20 protein-coding genes are annotated in these 20,271 nt (G+C 72.3%); 11 read left to right on the top strand and 9 right to left on the bottom strand.

Annotation, left to right across the window (positions count from 1 at the left end; genetic code table 11):
- The 6 genes from LO772_RS35330 to LO772_RS35355 all read left to right on the top strand — a co-directional run bounded on the left by LO772_RS35330 (position 1) and on the right by LO772_RS35355 (position 8,167).
- A complete protein-coding gene (locus tag LO772_RS35330; RefSeq protein WP_231776126.1) occupies positions 1–1,737 on the top strand; it encodes a dipeptide ABC transporter ATP-binding protein in 1,737 nt (578 codons plus the stop codon).
- On the top strand, positions 1,734–3,089 hold the full coding sequence (locus LO772_RS35335) for an NtaA/DmoA family FMN-dependent monooxygenase (RefSeq protein ID WP_231776127.1): 1,356 nt from the start codon (positions 1,734–1,736) through the stop codon (positions 3,087–3,089). Before LO772_RS35330 ends, LO772_RS35335 begins: the two co-directional genes overlap by 4 nt.
- A gap of 1 nt (position 3,090) precedes the next feature.
- Positions 3,091–4,299, top strand: a complete 1,209-nt coding sequence (locus LO772_RS35340) for an acyl-CoA dehydrogenase family protein (protein WP_231776128.1) — start codon at positions 3,091–3,093, stop codon at positions 4,297–4,299.
- An 89-nt stretch (positions 4,300–4,388) separates the two neighbouring features.
- Positions 4,389–4,895, top strand: coding sequence for a flavin reductase family protein (locus LO772_RS35345; RefSeq protein WP_231776129.1), 507 nt, complete (start codon positions 4,389–4,391; stop codon positions 4,893–4,895).
- 156 nt (positions 4,896–5,051) lie between these two features.
- Positions 5,052–6,731: an FAD-dependent oxidoreductase gene (locus LO772_RS35350; protein ID WP_231776130.1), complete on the top strand. Its 1,680-nt coding sequence runs from the start codon at positions 5,052–5,054 to the stop codon at positions 6,729–6,731.
- On the top strand, positions 6,728–8,167 hold the full coding sequence (locus LO772_RS35355) for an ATP-binding protein (RefSeq protein ID WP_231776131.1): 1,440 nt from the start codon (positions 6,728–6,730) through the stop codon (positions 8,165–8,167). The genes LO772_RS35350 and LO772_RS35355 overlap by 4 nt, the downstream gene beginning before the upstream one ends.
- Before the next feature lie 76 nt (positions 8,168–8,243).
- On the opposite strand, the gene LO772_RS35360 is transcribed toward LO772_RS35355, so the two are convergent.
- Positions 8,244–8,843 (bottom strand): TetR-like C-terminal domain-containing protein, encoded by a 600-nt coding sequence (locus LO772_RS35360; RefSeq protein ID WP_231776132.1) that lies wholly within the window; start codon positions 8,841–8,843, stop codon positions 8,244–8,246.
- Positions 8,844–9,058: 215 nt separating this feature from the next.
- Here LO772_RS35360 and LO772_RS35365 point away from each other — a divergent pair, with 215 nt between their 5' ends.
- Complete coding sequence (locus LO772_RS35365; RefSeq protein WP_231776133.1) at positions 9,059–9,931, top strand: SDR family oxidoreductase; 873 nt, start codon at positions 9,059–9,061, stop codon at positions 9,929–9,931.
- Positions 9,932–9,954: 23 nt separating this feature from the next.
- Here LO772_RS35365 and LO772_RS35370 read toward each other — a convergent pair whose 3' ends face one another.
- The 3 genes from LO772_RS35370 to LO772_RS35380 all read right to left on the bottom strand — a co-directional run bounded on the left by LO772_RS35370 (position 9,955) and on the right by LO772_RS35380 (position 11,701).
- On the bottom strand, positions 9,955–10,605 hold the full coding sequence (locus tag LO772_RS35370; protein WP_231776134.1) for a TetR/AcrR family transcriptional regulator: 651 nt from the start codon (positions 10,603–10,605) through the stop codon (positions 9,955–9,957).
- A gap of 78 nt (positions 10,606–10,683) precedes the next feature.
- Entirely contained in the window at positions 10,684–11,097 is a 414-nt protein-coding gene (locus LO772_RS35375; RefSeq protein ID WP_231776135.1) for a nuclear transport factor 2 family protein, read from the bottom strand.
- A gap of 13 nt (positions 11,098–11,110) precedes the next feature.
- Entirely contained in the window at positions 11,111–11,701 is a 591-nt protein-coding gene (locus LO772_RS35380) for a TetR/AcrR family transcriptional regulator (RefSeq protein WP_231779824.1), read from the bottom strand.
- Positions 11,702–12,054: 353 nt separating this feature from the next.
- On the opposite strand from LO772_RS35380, the gene LO772_RS35385 reads away from it, so the two are divergent.
- A complete protein-coding gene (locus tag LO772_RS35385; protein WP_231776136.1) occupies positions 12,055–13,077 on the top strand; it encodes an NAD(P)H-dependent amine dehydrogenase family protein in 1,023 nt (340 codons plus the stop codon).
- A gap of 71 nt (positions 13,078–13,148) precedes the next feature.
- On the opposite strand, the gene LO772_RS35390 is transcribed toward LO772_RS35385, so the two are convergent.
- Complete coding sequence (locus LO772_RS35390) at positions 13,149–14,504, bottom strand: ABC transporter substrate-binding protein (RefSeq protein ID WP_443089350.1); 1,356 nt, start codon at positions 14,502–14,504, stop codon at positions 13,149–13,151.
- Positions 14,505–14,983: 479 nt separating this feature from the next.
- Positions 14,984–15,757 (bottom strand): SDR family NAD(P)-dependent oxidoreductase, encoded by a 774-nt coding sequence (locus LO772_RS35395; RefSeq protein WP_231776138.1) that lies wholly within the window; start codon positions 15,755–15,757, stop codon positions 14,984–14,986.
- A 333-nt stretch (positions 15,758–16,090) separates the two neighbouring features.
- Here LO772_RS35395 and LO772_RS35400 point away from each other — a divergent pair, with 333 nt between their 5' ends.
- Positions 16,091–16,750, top strand: coding sequence for a pentapeptide repeat-containing protein (locus LO772_RS35400; RefSeq protein ID WP_231776139.1), 660 nt, complete (start codon positions 16,091–16,093; stop codon positions 16,748–16,750).
- Between the two features lie 93 nt (positions 16,751–16,843).
- On the opposite strand, the gene LO772_RS35405 is transcribed toward LO772_RS35400, so the two are convergent.
- Positions 16,844–17,182 carry a VOC family protein gene (locus LO772_RS35405; RefSeq protein WP_231776140.1) on the bottom strand — a complete coding sequence of 113 codons (339 nt, stop codon included), beginning with the start codon at positions 17,180–17,182 and terminating at the stop codon, positions 16,844–16,846.
- 126 nt (positions 17,183–17,308) lie between these two features.
- Positions 17,309–17,704, bottom strand: coding sequence for a nuclear transport factor 2 family protein (locus LO772_RS35410; protein ID WP_231776141.1), 396 nt, complete (start codon positions 17,702–17,704; stop codon positions 17,309–17,311).
- Between the two features lie 194 nt (positions 17,705–17,898).
- Between LO772_RS35410 and LO772_RS35415 the strand changes: the two genes are divergently transcribed.
- On the top strand, positions 17,899–18,210 hold the full coding sequence (locus tag LO772_RS35415; protein ID WP_231776142.1) for a PadR family transcriptional regulator: 312 nt from the start codon (positions 17,899–17,901) through the stop codon (positions 18,208–18,210).
- 14 nt (positions 18,211–18,224) lie between these two features.
- Here the strand turns inward: LO772_RS35415 and LO772_RS35420 are convergent, their stop codons facing one another.
- The gene (locus tag LO772_RS35420) at positions 18,225–19,490 is read right to left on the bottom strand and encodes an APC family permease (RefSeq protein WP_231776143.1); all 1,266 of its coding nucleotides are present in this window, start codon (positions 19,488–19,490) and stop codon (positions 18,225–18,227) included.
- A 256-nt stretch (positions 19,491–19,746) separates the two neighbouring features.
- Here LO772_RS35420 and LO772_RS35425 point away from each other — a divergent pair, with 256 nt between their 5' ends.
- Positions 19,747–20,226, top strand: a complete 480-nt coding sequence (locus LO772_RS35425; protein WP_231776144.1) for a nitroreductase/quinone reductase family protein — start codon at positions 19,747–19,749, stop codon at positions 20,224–20,226.
- Positions 20,227–20,271: the final 45 nt, after the last annotated feature.

Below are 20,271 nucleotides of genomic sequence, written 5' to 3' on the forward strand. Positions count from 1 at the left end.
ATGCCCCGAACCGACCACCTCCCCGGCCTCGCCGCCCCGACCCAGGCCCCACCCGGCCGACCCGTCGTCGACGTACGCGACCTGCACGTCTCGTTCGGCACGCGCACCGCACGCACCGACGTCGTCGCCGGCGTCTCCTTCACCCTCCACCCCGGCCGGTGCCTGGCCCTGGTCGGCGAGTCGGGATCCGGCAAGAGCGTCACCGCCCGCTCCCTCATCGGCCTCGCCGGGCCGGGCGCCCACATCCGCGCCGACCACCTGCGCGTCCGCGGCACCGACGTCCTCGACGCGGCCCCCCGCGCGCTGCGCGCCCTGCGCGGCGCCGACGTCGGCCTCGTCCTCCAAGACGCGCTCGTCTCCCTCGACCCGCTCCGGCCCGTCGGCCGGGAGATCGCCGACACGCTGCGCCTGCACGGCCGCCTGTCCGCCGCGCGGCGCCGCGAACGCGTCGTCGAACTCCTCGAACGCGCCGGCGTCCCCCAACCCGAACAGCGCGCCCGACAGCGCGCCGGCGAGATGTCCGGCGGCCTGCGGCAACGCGCCCTGATCGCCGCGGCCATTGCGCTCGACCCGCCCGTCCTGATCGCCGACGAACCGACCACCGCCCTCGACGCCGGCGTCCAGGGCCAGATCCTCGACCTTCTCGAACAGGTCAAGGCCGACGGCACCGCTCTGCTGCTCATCAGCCACGACCTCGCCGTCGTCGAGCGCGTCGCCGACACCATCGCCGTCATGCACCACGGCCGCATCGTCGAACAAGGCAGCCCCGACGACGTCCTCACCCGGCCCCGGCACGACTACACCCGGCAGCTCATCCGCGCCGTCCCCGCCGGACACCCGCGCGGCACCCGGCTGTCCGCCCGGATGTCACGCACCGGAGCGCTCACCCTGCCCGGCACCCCGCCCGAACTCCCGGACGCCGCACGCCCCGACGACGCGCCGCTGATCGAAGCCCGCGACCTCGTCAAGCACTACCGCGACCCCGACGGCACGACCCGCGTCGTCGTCGACCACGTCGGCTTCGCCCTGCACCGCGGACGCACCCTCGGCCTCGTCGGCGAATCCGGCTCCGGCAAGACCACCACCGCCCGCATCGTGCTCGGCCTCACCGCGCCCGACTCCGGCACCGTGGAACTGTACGGACAACCCTGGAGCGACCTCCCCGAACGCGAACGGCGCACCCGGCGCGCCCACATCGGCGCCGTCTACCAGGACCCGCTCGGCTCCTTCGACCCCCGGCTGACCGTACGCCAGATCCTCGTCGACGTCCTCACCCACGGCCGCCGCAAGCGCGCCGCCGCACACGACAAGGACGTCGCCGCCCTCCTCGACACCGTCGGCCTGCCCGGCACCGTCGCCGACCGCCGCCCGCGGCACCTGTCCGGCGGCCAGCGCCAACGCGTCGCCATCGCCCGCGCCCTCGCACCGCGCCCCCGCGTCCTCGTGTGCGACGAACCGGTCTCCGCACTCGACGTGTCCATCCAGGCCCAGATCCTCGACCTCCTGGACGAACTCCAGCGCGAACTGGGCCTGGCGTACCTCTTCATCTCCCACGACCTCGGCGTCGTCCAACACGTCAGCGACACCATCGCCGTCACGCGCCACGGCCGCATCGTCGAACACGGAGACGCCGCACAGGTGTTCGCCAACCCGCGGCACCCCTACACCCGCAGCCTTCTCGACGCCGCACCCCGCCTCGGCCGCGGCACCGACACACCCACGAGGACCCCCGCGTGACCCTGCACTTCAACGCCTTCGTCATGAACACCGGCTCGCACATCCAGCACGGCCAATGGCGCCACCCCGACGCCCGGCAGGCCGACTTCAACGACATCGACCTGTGGCTCGACCTCGCCCGCACCCTCGAACGCGGCCTGTTCGACGCGGTGTTCTTCGCCGACGTCGTCGGCCTCTACGGACCCGCCGACGCGCCCTGGGACGTCAACGTCCGCGAGGGCCTGCAAATCCCCAGCAACGACCCGTCCGTGCTGCTGGCCGCCCTCGCCGTCCACACCGAACACCTCGGTCTGGCCTTCACCAGCAACGTCATGCAACAGCACCCGTTCAACTTCGCCCGCACCGTCTCCACCCTCGACCACATCTCACGCGGACGCGTGGCCTGGAACATCGTCACCGGCACCCAGGAGAACGCCGCCCGCAACTTCGGCCTCGACCGGCTCACCGCACACGACGACCGCTACGCGTGGGCCGACGAATACGTCGACGTCACCTACAAGCTCTGGGAAGGCTCGTGGGACGACGGCGCCCTGCTGCGCGACCGCGAGCGCGGCGTCTTCTCCGACCCCGCCCGCATCCACAAGATCCACCACCGCGGCCCCCGCTACCGCGTCGAAGGCCCCCACCTGCCCTCGCCGTCGGCGCAGCGTACGCCCGTCCTCTTCCAGGCCGGCGCGTCCGGAGCCGGGAAAGCCTTCGCCGCCGCACACGCCGAGGCCGTGTTCATCGCCGCACCCACCCCCGAGGTCGCCGCCGAGGGCATCCGCGAGACCCGCGCCCTCGCCGAGGCCAACGGCCGCCGCCCGGGCGACGTCAAGTTCTTCCAGGGCATCTCCTTCGTCATCGGCTCCACCGAGGCCGAAGCCCGCCGCAAGGAAGCCGAACTCGACGCCTACGCCAGCCCCGACGGCTTCCTCACCCACATGAACTTCGGCATCCGCCCCGACGGCACCCCGTACCCGCCCGACACCCCGCTGCGCGACGTCGAGACCAACAGCAGCCACAGCATCCTCGACTGGCTGCGCCGCAGCGTCACCGACCGCGAGCCCGTCGTCGCCGACCTCGCCGCGCTCGTCTCCCGGCGCGCCCGCATCGTCGGCACCCCCGAGCAGATCGCCGACCGGCTCGAAGACTGGCAGCGGGCCGGGGTCGACGGCGTCAACGTCGTCAACTGGCGCCTCCCCGACTCCTACACCGAAGTCGTCGACCACCTGCTGCCCGTGCTGCGCGACCGAGGCCTGGCCCAACGTGAGTACGCCCCCGGCACGTTGCGCCGCAAGCTCTTCGGCACCGACCTCGTCAACGACCGCCACCCGGCCGCCCGTTACCGCAACGCCTTCAAGGACGCCTGACATGACCGACACCTCCACCGCCCCGGCCGGCTACCCCGAACTCGCCGCCCGCTTCCGGCCGGTCTTCGACCACATCGCCGCCGGCGCGGTCGCCCGCGAACAGCACCGCGAACTCGCGTACGACGCCGTCGCCCGCCTCGCCGAGGCCGGCTTCACCGCCGTGCGCGTGCCCGTCGAGTACGGCGGCTCCGGCGCGTCCGTCACCGACCTGTTCCGCCTGCTCGTCGACCTCGGCGAGGCCGATTCCAACCTGCCGCAGATCCTGCGCGCCCACTTCGGCTTCACCGAGGACCGCCTGGCCGACGCGCCGTCGGCGGCCCGCGACCGCTGGCTGCGCCGCATCGGCGACGGCGCGGTCGTCGGCAACGCCGCCACCGAGATCGGCGACGGCGCCCCCGGCCGCCTCGACACCGCGCTGTCCGGCGACCCCGAAGGCCCATGGCACCTGACCGGGAGCAAGCACTACAGCACCGGCAGCCTGTACGCGGACTGGATCGCCGTCCTCGGGCAGCGCGGCGACGACCTCGGCTGGGCCCTCGTGCGCGGCGACGCCCCCGGCGTCGAGCGGGTCGACGACTGGGACGGCTTCGGACAGCGCCTCACCGCGTCCGGCACCACCCGCCTCGACGGCGTGGCCGTCGACCCCGACGACGTCTTCTGGCGCGGCGAGCGCGGCCCCAACTACATGTACGCCTTCTACCAGTTGGTCCACCTGGCCACGCTCAGCGGGGTCGCGCGCGCGGTCGTCCGCGACGGCGTCGACTACGTGCGGGGCCGCCGCCGCGTGTTCAGCCACGGCAGCGGCGACACCCCCGCCGCGGACCCGCTCGTGCAGCAGGTCGTCGGGCGGCTGGCTGCGTACGCGTTCACCGCCGAGGCCACCACCCTGGCCGCCGTCGCGCACCTGGAGGAGATCAACCGGCTACGGCCGGCGGGCCCGGTGCCCGAGGCGGCGTACGACACCGCCGAGATCGCCGTGTCGAAGGCGTACATCACCGTCGCCGACGCCGTCCTCACCGCCGCGACCCTGCTGTTCGAGACCGGCGGCGCCTCCACGGTCGCCGGCTCCCGCGCCCTGGACCGCCACTGGCGCAACGCGCGCACGCTCAGCGTGCACAACCCCGTCATCTACAAGCAGCGCGTCGTCGGCGACCACCTGCTCAACCGCGCCGCGCCCGCGTACCTGTGGAGCGTCGGCGTCAAGGAGTGACGCCGGGCCCGGCCGCGCACCCCGGCCGCGCCACCGAACAGCCGTCCACCGCGCGGACGTTCGTCCGCCCGCACCCTGAGGATCCCGACATGGGCACCCCGCATCCCCACCCGACCGTCGACCCCGCCGCGTTCCGCCACGTCCTCGGCCACTTCGCCAGCGGCGTCACGCTGGTCACCGCGATCGACGGCGCGACCCCCGTCGGCTTCGCCTGCCAGTCGTTCTCGGCACTGTCGCTCGACCCGCCGCTGGTCGCCTTCTTCGTCGCGAAGACCTCGACATCGTGGCCGCGGATCGCGAAGGCCGGGCGCTTCGCGGTCAACATCCTCGCGGAGGACCAGGAGGACCTGTGCCGCCGCTTCGCGGTGAGCGGCGCCGACAAGTTCGCCGGCGTCCCCTGGACGGCCGCGCCGGCCGGTCCGCCGATCCCGGACGGCACCCTCGCCTGGATCGACTGCACCCTCGAGGACACCGTTCCCGGCGGCGACCACCTCATCGTCATCGGCCGTGTCCGCGCCCTCGAAGCCCCCCGCGACGACCGCGGCCCGCTGCTCTTCTACCGGGGCGCCTTCGGCCACCCCAGCCCCAATCGCTGACAAGAAAAGCTGATTTTTGCGACACTGGGGGTTGATTCGAGACAAGGTGAGGCGGTCGAACACGCGGCATACGATGTGGAGGCGCCGGGGGCGTCGCCGTGGCTCGGAGAGCCCGGTGTTCGGAGGCCGCACGGCCGTGGAACTCGGGTGGGAGACGTGGCGCAGACAGCATCCGGATCGGGGCAGACCGTCATCCTGACCGTGGACGACGATCCGGGGGTGTCGCGCGCGGTGGCGCGCGACCTGCGGCGTCACTACGGCGGGTCGTACCGGATCGTGCGGGCGGAGTCCGGCGAGACCGCGCTGGACGCCCTGCGGGAGCTCAAGTTGCGCGGGGACCTGGTGGCGGTGATCCTCGCCGACTACCGCATGCCGCAGATGAACGGCATCGAATTCCTCGAACAGGCGATCGACATCCACCCCGCCGCCCGGCGCGTGCTGCTCACCGCGTACGCCGACACCAACGCGGCGATCGACGCCATCAACGTCGTCGACCTCGACCACTACCTCCTCAAGCCCTGGGACCCGCCCGAGGAGAAGCTGTACCCGGTGCTCGACGACCTCCTCGACGCGTGGCGCGCCACCGAGCGGCGGTCGGTGACGGCCACCAAGGTCGTCGGCCACCGCTGGTCCGCGCGGTCGTCGGAGGTACGCGAATTCCTCGCGCGCAACCAGGTCCCCTACCGCTGGTACTCCTGCGACGAGCCCGAGGGCCGCCGCCTGCTGGCCGCCGCCGGCCAGGACGCGGAACGGCTCCCGGTGGTGATCACCCCGGACGGGTCCGCGCTGGTCGAGCCCGCCGCCCCCGACCTCGCCGCGAACGTCGGCCTGGCCACCGCGCCGACCGCCGACTTCTACGACCTCATCGTCGTCGGCGGCGGGCCGGCCGGTCTCGGCGCGGCCGTCTACGGCGCCTCCGAAGGGCTGCGGACCGTCATCGTCGAGCGCTCCGCCACCGGAGGCCAGGCCGGCCAGAGCTCGCGGATCGAGAACTACCTGGGCTTCCCCGACGGGGTCTCGGGCGCCCAGCTGACGGACCGGGCCCGGCGGCAGGCCGCCAAGTTCGGGGCCGAGATCCTGACCGCGTGCGAGGTCACCGGCCTGGAGGTGACCGGCGCGTCGCGGACGGTCCGGTTCTCGGACGGCTCGGCGGTCTCCGCCCACAGCGTGATCCTGGCGACGGGGGTGTCGTACCGGCAGCTCGACGCCCCCGGCCTGGCCGAGCTGACCGGGCGCGGGGTCTTCTACGGATCGGCGCTGACCGAGGCCGCCGCGTGCCAGGGGCACGACGTGTACATCGTCGGCGGCGCCAACTCCGCCGGGCAGGCCGCGATGTACCTGGCCCGGGGCGCGAAGTCGGTCACCCTGCTGGTGCGCGGCCCGTCGCTGTCCGCGTCGATGTCGCACTACCTGATCCAGCAGATCGAGCAGACCCCCAACATCGCCGTACGCACCGGCACCGCCGTCGAGGCCGCCCACGGCGCCGAGCACCTGGAGCACCTGACGCTGCGCGACGTGGCCGACGGGATCACCGAACGCGTCGACGCGCAATGGCTGTTCGTGTTCATCGGCGCGGCCCCGCTCACCGACTGGCTGGCCGACACGGTCGCGCGCGACGCGCACGGGTTCATCATCGCCGGCCCCGACCTGGCCGTCGCGGGGGAGACGCCGAAGGGCTGGGAGCTGGACCGCATGCCGTACCACCTGGAGACCAGCGTGCCCGGGGTATTCGTGGCCGGGGACGCCCGCGCCGAATCGGCCAAACGCGTCGCCTCGGCGGTAGGAGAAGGAGCCATGGCCGTCATGCTCGTCCACCGGTACCTGGAGCAGTCGTGACCGCGCAGCCGATGCCCTGTGACAAGGAAGAACTCGCCACGCTCTTCCTCTTCGACAAGCTGTCCGACGAGCAGCTGGCCCGCCTGTGCCGGGAGGGCCGCGTCGAGCGGGTCGAGCCCGGCTACCTCTACCGCGAGGGCGACGACGCCACCTGCTTCTACGTGCTGCTCCAGGGCACGATCGTGCTGTCGCGGCGGGTGGGCGGCGACGACGTGGAGGTCACCCGCAGTTCCGAGCGCGGGGTGTACGCGGGGGCGTTCCAGGCGTACGTCAAGGGCCCCGAGCACGCGCGTTACCAGGGCTCCGCCCGCGTCACCGAGCCGTCGCGGCTGTTCGTCCTGCCCGCCGAGACCTTCGCCGCGATCATGCGCGACTGGTTCCCGATGGCCGTCCACCTGCTGGAGGGGCTGTTCTTCGGCACCCAGAACACGCAGCGGGTCGTCAACCAGCGCGAGCGGCTGCTCGCGCTCGGCTCGCTGTCGGCGGGTCTGACCCATGAGCTGAACAACCCGGCCGCCGCCGCGGTCCGGGCCACGTCCGCGTTGCGCGAGCGGGTCGCCGGGATGCGGCACAAGCTCGGGGTGATCGCCGCCGGGCCGTACCGCCGCGACACCCTGGAGACCCTCGTCGGCATCCAGGAGCGCACCGCCGAACAGGTCGCCAAGGCGACGCCGCTGAGCCCGCTCGAAGCCGCCGACCGGGAGGACGCGCTCGCCGACTGGCTCGACGCGCACGGCATCGCGGACGGCTGGCAGTTGGCCCCCACGTTCGTGCAGGCGGGCCTCGGCACCGACTGGCTCGACCAGGTCGCCGCGGCGGTCGACGAGGAGACCTTCGAAGGCGCCGTGCGGTGGCTCAACTACACCGTCGAGACCGAGCTGCTGATGAACGAGATCCAGGACTCGACGGCCCGCATCTCCAACCTCGTGGACGCGGCCAAGCAGTACTCGCAACTCGACCGCGCGCCCTACCAGGTCGCCGACCTGCACGAACTGCTCGACAGCACGCTGACCATGCTCTCCGGCAAGATCGGCCGCGACATCCGCGTGGTCAGGGAGTACGACCGCTCACTGCCGAGAATCCCCGCCTATCCCGGTGAGCTGAACCAGGTGTGGACCAACCTCATCGACAACGCCGTCGCCGCGATGGCCGGAACGGGCACGCTGACCGTCCGCACCGCACTCGACCGCGACCAGTTCCTCGTCGAGATCCGCGACACCGGACCGGGAATCCCCGCCGAGGTCCGCGACCGGATCTTCGACCCCTTCTTCACCACCAAACCGGTCGGCGAGGGCACGGGCCTCGGCCTGGCCATCTCCTGGCGCATCGTCGTGAACCGCCACCACGGCAGCCTCCACGTCGAGTCCGCCCCGGGCGACACCGCCTTCCAGGTACGCCTGCCCACCACCGCGGAGCCGTCGGACGCCCCGGCCTGAACAGCCTGGCCCGAACACCCCGGCGGCCCGGGCCGCCGTGCCGGATCGCGGGCGTGGACCGCGATCCGGGCGGACGTCACGGGGTGGTGTCGGCTCCGGCTCCGGCGGGGGACACCGCGGGAGGCGCGGTGAGCGCCGGCATCAGGACGTGGTCGACGATGTTCAGCGCGAGTTCGGGAACGGGCCGGTCGCCGTTGATGAGTTCCTGGATGATGAGCGGGCCGAACAGGACGCTTTCGGCCAGGACGAGGGCGGGGTTGTTCTCGTCGATCTCGCCGCGGGCCAGGGCGCGCGCCAGGATGCGGTCCAGGGATTCCAGGCCCGGGATGGCGAAGATCTCCCGCAGCGCCCGCAGCAGTTCACCGTCCGTCGCGGCGGCTTTCCAAATGCTGTCCATCGCGGCCGAGGCGGTCGGTTGTCCGAAGACGCCGACAGCCAGCAGCCGCAGGTCGCCGCGGAGCGTGCCCGTGTCGATGTCCGCGAGTTTCTGGCGTTCGTCGGTGTACGTCCGCAGGGCGAAGCTGATCAGCGTGGGCTTGTCCTCCCAACGGCTGTGGAGCGCCGTGACGTCGTTGTTCGTACGTTGGGCCAACTCGACCATGGTGGCCCGCTGGTAGCCGACCTCCGCGACGTAGTCGAGTGCCGCCTGCAGCAGTTCCGGTTCGGTCTGGGGCACGGAGGGAGCGTCCGCGGCCATATTCGTACTCCTGCGGTGAGAGGGGGTTTTATCTGGGCGCCACCGTAGGTAGCTCCGCGGGGGAAAAACAAGTTCTCGACAACCGGTCGTCATGGACGCGGACCTTTGACGCGCGATATTGATGCAACTAGAGTTGCATCAATTTTGCGAGGCCTTCTCGACGGGGCGCAGCAACCACAGAAAGGGAATATCGGATGAGCATTCCCGAGCAGGGTCGCGAGGTCGCGGTCATCACGGGTGGGGCCTCCGGGCTCGGGCGGGCGCTGGGCGAGTGCTTCGCCGAGCGCGGGCTGCGGGTCGTGCTGCTGGACCGGGACGGGGAGCGCGCCGAGGCGGAAGCGGGCGCGCTGGCCGGGAAGTTCGGCGTCGACGCGTTCGGGTCGGCGGTGGACGTCGCCGACGAGGCCGCGCTGCGTGCGGCTGCGGAGGGCGTCGCGGACCGCTTCGGGCGGGCGGATCTCGTGGTGTCGAACGTCGGCGTCCAGCTTTTCGGCGCGGTCGAGCGGCTGACCGACGACGAGTGGCGGTGGGTGCTGGACGTCAACGTGATCGGTGCCGCGCGTACGGCTCAGGCCTTCCTGCCGCTGCTGCGCGCGGCTCCGCACGGGCGGCTGTCCTTCACGACCTCGTCCGGGGTGCTGGCCCCGGCCGCGCGCCTTGGCGTGTACCAGACCAGCAAGTTCGCGGTGTGGGGGCTCGCGGAGACGTTGCGGCTCGAACTCGCGGACGACGGCGTCTCGGTCTCGGTCGTGTTCCCGTCCGGGATGGCCTCGCGGCACCTGGAGACCAGCACGGCCGCCCAACCGGACCACGTGCGCCGTGAGATCGGCGGGCCGGAGGACTACGCGGCGATGGTGGCGAGCAACCCCGAAATGGTGCGGAACCCCGTCTCTCCCGACGTGGCCGCCGGCAACATCGCGGACGCCCTGCTCGCGGGGGAGCGGTACGTCGTCACCCACGGGGACCTCGTGGCCGCCGTCGCGGGACGCGGCGAACTGCTGCGCGAGGCCGCGGTCGTGGCCCGCGACAGGACTCCGGGGCCGGATGCCGGGGCCGCCTCCGGCTGACGGCCGCCGATCCGCCGCCGCGCCTACGCTCGGGGCGGACGCGGCGGCGGGTCGGCCTCGGCGGCCCACAGCACGGCGTCGAGGGCCCACAGGATCGCGCTCGTCGCCTGGTCGGCGTCGAAGCCCCACACCTCCGTGAGCCGCCGGTGGGATGGCGTGCCCCACAGCACGTCGAGGACGGCGGCGACCATGTGCCGCTGGTCCTCCGACCGGTCCGCGGTCACCGGGAGCACCACCCGCAGCAGCGCGTCGCGGCGCCGGCGGTCGGCGTCCAGCGTCGGGGTGCCCGGCTCCTGGCCTTCGGCGCGGGCGGCGAAGGCCGCCAGGTTGGCGAGGGAACGGGTCACCGTGGCACGGAAGTTCGCCAGGTCGAGGGCGTCGATGGAGATACCGGCCTCGTCCTCCAGACGGCGCATGACCGCGTCGTGCAGGTCGCGTTCGGTGCCGAAGTGCCGGTAGACCGTTGTCTTGTTGACGCCCGCGCGGTCCGCGACCGCCGCCGCCGTCAGACCCGTCCAGTCCCAGGTCGGGAACTCCCGTGCCAGCGCGCATCCGCTCGCCACGATCCGGTCGCGCGTCTCCCGGGCGCGTTCGCGGCGGACCGGGCTGTCGTACGGGCGCCGCCGCTCGGACGCGGCGTCCTGCCCCGGGCCCGGTCCCGCCTGCTCCGCCATGTGGTGCAACTCCAGTGGTGCGCGTTGTCGCTGCTGGAGCGGAGGCTACACGGTGACGTGCCCCGACGCGCCCCGCCGTCACCCGGCCTCGGGGCGGGCGATGTCCATCCGCAGCCGCGTGAGCGTCGACGACGTCACGCGCCAGGTGTCGCCGGTCTTCTCGTAGGTCTCGTGGTAGTGGCCGTAGCCGGTCAGCTCGGAGCCGTCCGCGAAACGGACGAGGTCCTGCATGGCCCATATCCCGGTCGCCGTCGACGGCGACGTGAGCGCGATCTCGGGGGTGTGGCAGTGGTGGACGGTGACGCGGTCGGCGAGCGTGTCTCGGACGTACGCCACGAACGCGTCGCCCCCGGTGACGACTTCGCCGCCGGAGCCGGTCGTGTCGATCACCACGTCGTCGGCGAAGATCCCGCGGTACCCGTCCCAGTCCTTGGTGTCGAGCAGGCGGCAGTACCGCGCCTTGAGCTGTCGGATCGCCTCGACGTCGTCCATGTGTTCCCTTCGGTCAGGAAGCGGTGAGGGCGGGCATCACCAGCTTGTCGATCAGCTCTTCCGCGAGTCGGGGGCGGGCCTTCTCCCCGGTCAGCAGTTCGTGGATCATGATGGCGCCGAACAGGCCGTGGGCGACCAGTGCGGCGGCGGCCGGGTCCGTGATCTCGCCGCGCTCCGTCGCCCGGTCGAGGATCCGCCGCAGGTTCTCCAGCCCGGGCAGGATCAGGAGTTCGCGCACCGTGCGCAGCAACTCCCGGTCGGTACCGGCCGCGTACCAGATGCTCGTCATCGGGTCGGCGGAGGACGGTTCCCCGAAGACGTGCAGCGCGAAGGCGCGCAGGTCCCCGCGCAGGGTGCCGGTGTCGATCTCCCGCCGGCGCTCGTCGGATTGGATCCTGAGTGCGGTGACCACCATCTTCGGCTTGCTCTCCCACTGGCGGTAGAGCGTGGCCGTGCTGCTCTTCGTGCGCTTGGCCAACTCGGCCATCGTCACCTGCTCGTAGCCCAGCTCCGCGACCAAGTCCACGGCCGCCTGCAGTAGTTCCCTCTCGCGGTCTGGGGACAGGCGGCCCTTGCGGGAGGGGGCTGACGGCTCGGCGGTCATGGTGGCCACTCCGGTGGTCTAGGTGTCGTGCGAGCGCCACTGTAGACAGGCACGCAGCGAAAATCCAGGTTTCGAAAACTTCAGTTCTCTTATTGAGTTCCGGGGACGATCGTGTCTAGTCTCCCCATCAGCACCACGCGGAGTGACATCGGCCGGCCCATCCGCGCCGGCTCCCCCGCGGCCGTTCGCACCCCTGCCCCGCACCCCTGCCCCGCACCGCGACCGACAGCGCGCCGGACCCGCCCGACCCCCGTCGGGCGGCGGGCGGGCCGCACACCGCCGCCGCGAACGCGCCTGCCCGGGCCCCCTCCGCTGATCCGCACCGGGGCCGGACCCCAGACAAGGAGAGCGACATGACAATACGCGTTGTGCAGTGGACCACCGGACGGGTCGCGGCGAGTGCGGTGCGCGCCGTGCTCGCGGACCCCCGCCTCGAATTGGTGGGGGCCTATGCCTGGAGCCCCGACAAGGCGGGCAAGGACGCCGGGGACCTGTGCGGCATCGGGACGCTGGGCGTCACCACGACCGGCGATGTCGACGAACTCCTGGCACTGCGCCCCGACATCGTGCTGTACACCCCGCTGCTGTGGGACGTCGACGCGATGGTGCGCCTGCTGGAGGCGGGCGTCAACGTCATCTCGACCGCCAACTTCATCACCGGGCACTCGTACGGCGACCACGACATGAACCGGCTGCACGACGCGGCGGTGCGCGGCGGCGTCTCGCTGTACGGGACCGGCATCAACCCCGGGCACGCGAGCGCGGTCGCGCTCACCTCCGCGGCGGCGTGCCGGGAGATCGAGCGCATCTCCGTGTGGGAGGCCGCCGACTGCACCGACTACGCGTCGGCCGAGACCTGGACGGCGCTCGGGTTCGGCTCGCCGCCGGACACCCCGGGGATCGCGGACCGGGCCCGCGAGCGCCAGCTCGTCTTCCTGGACGCCGTCGAGACGATGGCCAAGGCCCTGCGCCTCGACCTCGACGAGGTGCGCTACACCCCGGAGTTCGGGTTGGCGACCGAGGACCTGGACCTCGGCTACATGCACATCCCGCGCGGCACGGTGTGCGGGCTCAACGGGGTCTGGCGGGGCATCGTCGGCGGGAAGCCGGTCATCGAACTGGGGCTGCGCTGGCGGCTCGGCAACGCGATGGAGCCGGACTGGCCCATCGCCGAGGGCTACGTCATCGAGGTCAGGGGCGTCCCGAACGTGCGCGTCCGCTTCGAGATCGACGCGTCGGAGACCGGCGAAATCGCCGCCTCCACCGCGCACCCCGCCGTCCACGCGATCCCGGCGGTGGTCGCGGCCCGTCCCGGCCTGGTCACCGTCGACGAACTGCCGCTGATCACCGCGGGGTCGGTCCGAACGGCCGGGTGACCCGAGGGATCCGGTGTCCCGGGCCGGCGGCGCTCCGCCGGCCCGGGAGACACGTCGTTGTCAGGGGAACATCAGTGGAAGTCGTCCATGCTCTTGCCGACGTCCGCGAGGGTGACGGGTCTGCCGTAGTCGCCGCGGAGCTCGGTGGCCGGCGCGTTGCAGCGGTACGGGCCCGTGGTGGCGCCGAAGTCCGCGGGCTTCCAGCCCTCGGGCCCGGCCTGCTCGACGTTGAAGCACGTGACCGGAACACCGGTGCGGACGGTCAGGTCGATCGGGGCCTGGAGTCCGCCACCGGTCCAGGCGGCCTCCTTGGCGGCGGTCTCGTAGACGCACCTGCGCGTGAGGGTGTCACCGCAGGCGACGGCGGACTTCGCGAAGAGCAGCCAGGAGGAGAAGGCCTTCAGAGCGGGGAACGTGACGTTCGCGCCGGGGGCGTATTTGGCGTACAGGTCGAGGATCTGTTTGACCGCCGGGCTGGAGTCCGCGCGCTCCAGCGGGTGGAAACCGCCGAGGTCGGCGACGTTGTTCTGGAAGGCGAGGGCTTTGTCGCCGGTCACTTCCAGGAACGCGGGGGTGTATGCGCTGGAGTTCGCGTCGATCCAGTCCAACTTGTACTGCATGGATGTGAGGATCTGCTCCAGTTTCGCGAGGCTGTTGTAATCCCCGTGGAAGATCAGACCCTTGACGCCCTTGTTCTTGATGGATTGCGCGTAGGGGGTCCAGTCGGCGACACCGGTCGGCGGATAAAGCTCGGTGTACGAGGGATTCGCGCCCACGATGCGCAGTGATTCCGAGGTGCGGGCGATGTGGCCCTTGGAGACCGGCGAGTCCCCACCGATAATCCCCACCGCGTCGGCCGAACCGGGATAGGCCTCTTTCGTCAGCCAGGTGTAAAAGCCTTCGTAGGCCCAGTGTTTGGGGCTGGCGGCCTGGACGGAGACCTGGAGGTCCGACCCCTGGTTCTCCAACTGCACGACCTGTGCGGGGAATTCGGGCAGAAGGCATTCGAGGCGGTCCCGGACGCCCATGGCGTCCAGCGCCCCGCCGCCGCCCACGAGAGCGAAGTCGTCGCGACAGGATTCCGCCATGCGCTGCCGCACTTCGAGCATCTTGGTGTCGCGCGTGACAGCGACCAGCTTGCGGCCGTTGATGCCGCCGGCGTCGTTGCACCACGAGGTGAACACCTTGGCGGCGTCGAGGAATTCGGAGTTCTTGGTGAAGCCGACATCCGAGACGACGCCGACCCGGATCTCCTTGTCGGTCACGCCCTGCACGGACGAACCGGACGCGGTGCCCGAGGTGCAGATCCGGCCGAGATCACCGAAGTCGGCGTCGACGGCCGCGGGCCGGACCGGCGTGCCGCCGTCCTCGCCGCCGCCGTCGTCACCGCGGCTGCCGCACGCGGTGACGAACAGCACGCAACTCATGGTGAAGACGGCGATTATTCTTCGCGTTCTTTTCGATGTCACAGGTGCTCTCCTCGGCTGTGCTTTGACGCAGGGAGAAACAAAGGGGCCGAACCGACGGGGGAGCCGCGCACGGCCGCAGCGCGCATTGCCGCGGGGGAAATCCGCGGTGCCGTGCCCGGGGACGGTCAAGCCGGCATGCCGCGGCTTGTCCCGGTGAACCGACCGTTTACTCGGTCAGGGCGTCGGGCCCGAAGTGCGCCTGCCCCGGCGGGGCTGGACGGAAATACCGGCGGCCATGATCGAACTCCTGGGATGGGAGGGATCGTGCGGCCATTACGGTAGGTCGTCCGCACAAGGAAAAGCAAGGTTTCGAAAAGGCGGGTTTCGGTGCCGGTTTCGCGGCGTCGCCGCCACGCGCGAACGCCCATGGCGGTACGAGCCTCGCCCCCGGAGGAGGCGCGACCGTACCGCCATGGGCGCGACAGCGCGGTGTGCGGTCACCCGAATTTGTGCTGCAGGCGCATCGCTCCGTCGAGGCGGATGTTCTCGCCGTTGAGATAGGGGTTCGTCACGATCGACTCGACCAGGCGCGCGTACTCCTCGGGGTGGCCCAGCCGGTTGGGGAACACCACGTCCTTCCGCAGGAGTTCGTAGATCTCGTGGCCGGGCGGGAGGATCGGGGTGGCGATGATTCCCGGGGCTATCGCGCAGACGCGGATGCCGTGCGGGCCCAGATCGCGCGCCAGGGGCAGGGTCATGCCGGCGACCGCGGCCTTGGCGGCGCCGTAGGCGACCTGTCCGGTCTGCGCCTCGAACGCGGCGATCGACGCGGTGTTGACGATGACGCCCCGCTGGCCGTCCTTGTCCGGCTCGTTGGCGGTGAACGCCGCGGCGGCCAGGCGCGCGATGTTGAAGGTGCCGCGTGTGTGGAAGGCGAGCATGTTGTCCAGCAGGTCGATGCCGATCGGGTTCCCGTCGGCGTCGACGATGGCGGGCGACGGAGGGACGTCGCCGCTGGCCATCACCGCGATGGAGAACGTGCCGAGCGCCCGGGCCGCCGCGATGGCCGAGGTCACGTCGGCGTCGTTGTTGACGTCGCCGCCGACCCCGACGGCCCGCGGGCCGAGTTCCGCCGCCAGCTTGTCGGCCCGGTCGCCGTCCCGGTCGAACACCGCGACACCCACACCGAGTTCGACGAGCCGCCGGGCGGTGGCGCTGCCCAATCCGCCGGCCCCGCCCGCGACCAGAGCCGAACGTCCTTCGAGATTCACCGGACCTCCACGCGATTGCCTTGATGCCTGCCGGCCCCGACGCCGTGCGGCGGGCGGTGCCGGGCCTCCGGCGCGTCGACCGACGAGCACGCCGTACGACCGTTCTTTGAACAGTTGTTCAAGCGCGTCCATCATGACCGCTCGGGGGGTGGGCGTCAACGGGCGGGCGTACGGACGCGCTCCCCGGGTCGGCCGCGCCGATAGGGTCAAAGGCGTTGTCCCTCGGGCGCGCCTTCCCCGCGAAGGCGGGCCCTCGGGGCCCGGGCGCCCGCGATCGCGCGGGCCTCTTGTGCCCTGTGTCCGTACCGCCCGCGACGCCGACGAGGTCCGCCCATGCCCGCCCCCGCACCCCGCGAACTCGCCGACCTCCCCTACGCGCGCCACCTGGAGCCGTGGCACGGCGCCCTGCGGCGGGACGGCGACCACGACTCCGTGCGGGCCGACGGGCACACGTTCGCGGACACCGACGCCGGCAGCGCCCGGTTCACCGAATCGGCGTTCTCCTCGGTCACGTTCACCGGCTGCCGCATGAGGCGCGCCCGGTTCAACGACGTGTGGATGCACACGGTCCGCTGGGTCGGCACCGAACTGGCCGAGTCCGACTGGCTCGACGTCGAGGTCATCGCGAGCGCCCTGGCCGGGGTGGAGGCGTTCGGGGCGGAACTACGCCGGGTCGCGTTCCACAACTGCAAGTTCGACTCGGTGAACCTGCGCACCGGCACCCTGCGCGACGTGGCGTTCGTCGACTGCCTCCTGCGGGACGTCGACTTCGCCGGTGCCACGCTGCACGACGTGACGTTCCCCGGCTCGACCCTGGACGGCGTGCGCTTCGGCAAGGCACGGATGCGGTCGGTCGACCTGCGCGGCGCCGTGGCGCTGGGCATCGCGGACGGCGCCGACGCACTTCGCGGCGCCACCATCAGCGGGGGGCAACTCCTGGAACTCGCACCGGTATTCGCCCAGACCCTGGGGGTCACGGTGCGCGACGACTGATCGGCGGCGCGACCGCGTACGGGAACGCGCACCGCCGACGGCGAAGGGGCGGCCCGGTCGCCCGGGGCCGCCCCTTCGCCGCGCTTCGGCGGCTCAGCCGCGCGGCGCGTACAGCACCGCGCTCCAGCCGTCGGGCCCGGTGACGCGGGCCCGCGTCTCGTGCGGCCCCTCGACGCTGTCGCCGACGTCGAAGCCCGCCTCGCGCACCGGGGCCAGGGCCGCTGCGAGATCGGCGACCTTGGCCATGACCGAGGGGCCGTCGCCCTCCCGGTCGGTGCCGGAGAGTGCGAGCCGGCCGCCGTTGACGTCGAACTGCGCCCAGCGGTCGCCGTCCACGAAGGTGGGCTGCGTGCCGAGCACGGCGCTGACGAACTTCACCGCGGCGCCCATGTCGGCGACGGGGAAAACGGCGGACAGGTTCTGCGCGGACATCGTGGGACTCCTTTGCCGTGGGGGCGTGTTGGCCGGTCGGACGTACGGATCACCACCGACATCGTGGCCGACATCCCCGGGCACATCCACCCGCACACGTCATCGCGCGGGACCGAACGGCCGTCCCTACAACCGCGCGTCGACGAACTCCCGCGGGTAGTGGCACCGCCACTCCACGACGCGTCCGGCGTCGTTCAGCCGCAGATAGTCGGCTCCGTTCGCGGTCTGCCCGTCGGCGAAGGCGATCCCGTACAGGAACACGACCGTCCGGGGGCTCACCAGCACCGAGTCGATGGTGTACCGGATCCCGGGCAAACGCCGCATCGAGTCGTCGATGTAGTCCCGGAACGTGTCGAAGCCCTCCACGGTGACCTTGGCGGGGTCCCCGGTGCGCCGCCGCACGAACGGCGAGCTGAACACGATGTCCTCGTCGATCGGGGCCATCACCAGATCGACGTCGTACTGGTTGAACCCGTCCTCCCAGTGCCGCCACAGCTTCGCGACAAGCTCGTCCGTGATCACAGCCGCCTCCTCCTGCACCGATCGGGGCACGGACACCGTAAGCGGGGGGTCGGGCCGCTGACAAGAACTTAGTGAGTACTTGCTTTTGGCAGTGCGGCGGCGCGTGCTCTTTTCGGCCGCGGCCCGGGCCCCCGTAGTATCGGGGGCCGATATCGGTTTCGTCGGTCGCTGGGTGCGGCGGGGAGGTGGGGTGGGTGCGGGAGTTCCAGCGGGGGGCGGTGCGGCTGCACATTCTGCATCACGCGGCCGAGGGGGAGATCCACGGCGCGTGGATGGCACAGGAGTTGGCGTCGCACGGCTATGAGATCGGCCCCGGGACGCTGTACCCGACGCTGCACCGGTTGGAGGGCGACGGACTGCTGACCTCCGAGCAGCGGGTGGTCGACGGGCGTACGCGGCGCGTCTACCGGGCGACCGACGCCGGCCGGGCGGCTTTGGCGCAGGACCGGCGGGCGTTGGCGGAGCTGGCCCGGGAGCTGTTGCCCGAGGACGAACTTCGGGGCTGAGGGCGCGGGTTCGCTCACATACGGGTGAGGAGGCGGCGCGCTCCGTAGGCCGCGGCGCCGAGGGCGAGCACCACCGCGCCCCAGAGCACGGACGCCGTCGGCAGGGCGAACGCCAGGACCACGCAGCCGACCCCGCCCACGACGGGCACCGCGCGCGGCGGCCGTCCCTCGTCGCGCGTGAGCGTCCACGCCGAGGCGTTGGCGACGGCGTAGTAGGCGAGCACGCCGAAGGAGGAGAAACCGATCGCGCCGCGCACGTCCGCGGTGGCGGCCAGGACGGCGACGACGGCCCCCACGGCGAGTTCCGCGCGGTGCGGCACCCCGAAGCGCGGGTGGACGGCGGCCAGGGGACGGGGCAGGTGGCCGTCGCGGGCCATCGCCAGCGTGGTGCGCGAGACGCCGAGGATCAGGGCCAGCAGGGAGCCGAGCGCCGCGACCGCGGCACCGACGCGGACGACGGGGACGAGCCCGGGCACCCCGGCCGCCCGGACCGCGTCGGCCAGCGGCGCGGTGGAGTCCGCCAGGCGCCCCGGGCCGAGAACCGCCAGGACGGCGAGGGCGACCGCGGCGTACACGACCAGCGTGATGCCGAGGGCGACCGAGATCGCGCGGGGGATGGTGCGCCGCGGGTCGCGGACCTCCTCGCCGAGGGTCGCGATGCGGGCGTAGCCCGCGAAGGCGAAGAAGAGCAGGCCGGCGGACTGCAGGACGCCGTGGAATCCGGTGTCCGCGCCCGGGGCCCAGCGGTCGGCGTCGGCGGTGCCGCCGGTCAGGCAGGCGGTGGCCACGGCGGCGAGCACGGCCAGGACCACGGCGACGATCGCCCGGGTCAGCCACGCGGCCTTCCGCACGCCGGCGTAGTTCACCCCGGTCAGGACCACCACCGCCGCGACCGCGACCGCGTGCGCCTGGCCCGGCCACGCGTACGCGCCGATGGTCAGCGCCATCGCCGCGCACGACGCGGTCTTGCCGACGACGAACCCCCACCCGGCCAGGAAGCCCCAGAACGCGCCGAGCCGCTCACGGCCGTACACGTACGTGCCCCCGGACTGCGGGTAGCGGGCGGCCAGGCGGGCCGAGGAGGTGGCGTTGCAGTAGGCGACGATGCCGGCCAGGGCCAGCCCGATGAGCAGGCCGGAGCCGGCCGCGGCGGCTGCGGGTGCCAGGGCGGCGAACACGCCCGCGCCGATCATCGCCCCGAGGCCGATCACGACGGCGTCGAACAGGCCGAGGTGCCGCGGGAGTTGCCGCGCGTCACCGGACCGGCGGGCCGTGTCCATGGCCGTCCTCCCGACTGATCCTCCGATATCGCCATCCGATATCGGAGGACGATACATGAGCCGGGTGGCGGGCGGGTGTCGTGCGGGTGCCGGGACGCCGACCGGCGCGCGAAGAGCCGCCGGGCCCGGCCGGCTCGTCCCCCCGGGCTCCGGGCGAATCCCAGGGTTCTCCCTGATGTGCCGGCCGTCGCGCGCACGGCAGAGTTTGGCGTCCCGGCGGTGACCGGAGCAGGCGCGGCGCGAGGAGTTCCCCGTGATGTCGTTCGGACCGGAGCACAAGCCGAAGCCCCCGCGGCTTCCGCCCCGTTGGTTCATTCGCACGGCGTGGTACGCGCACCGCGGGATCCTGCGGATCTTCCGAGGCCGCGTCGGACTGTGGCCGCCGCGCGGCACCAAGTGGGGCACCCTGCGGCTGACCACCGTCGGACGCCGTACGGGACGGCAGCGCGGCGTCATCGTCGCCTACTTCGAGGACGGCGACAACCTGGTCACGCTCGCCATGAACGGGTGGGGCGAAGGCGAACCCGCGTGGTGGCTCAACCTCCTGGCACGGCCCGACGCGACCGCCGAACTCGTCGGCGGGCGAAAGCTCGTGCGCGCCCGCGCCGCGTCGGGGGACGAACGCGCCCGGCTGTGGGAGCTCTGGCGCGCGTCCGACGACCACCTCGACGCCCACGCGGCGCGGCGGCCCTCCGAGACCGCGGTGGTCGTTCTCGAACCCCGCCCCACGGAGTGACGGCCCCGCCCGGCCACGGGGGACTCGGGCTCCTCGGAAACGACG

It is taken from the genome of Yinghuangia sp. ASG 101, from assembly GCF_021165735.1.
Taxonomy (GTDB): Bacteria; Actinomycetota; Actinomycetes; order Streptomycetales; family Streptomycetaceae; genus Yinghuangia.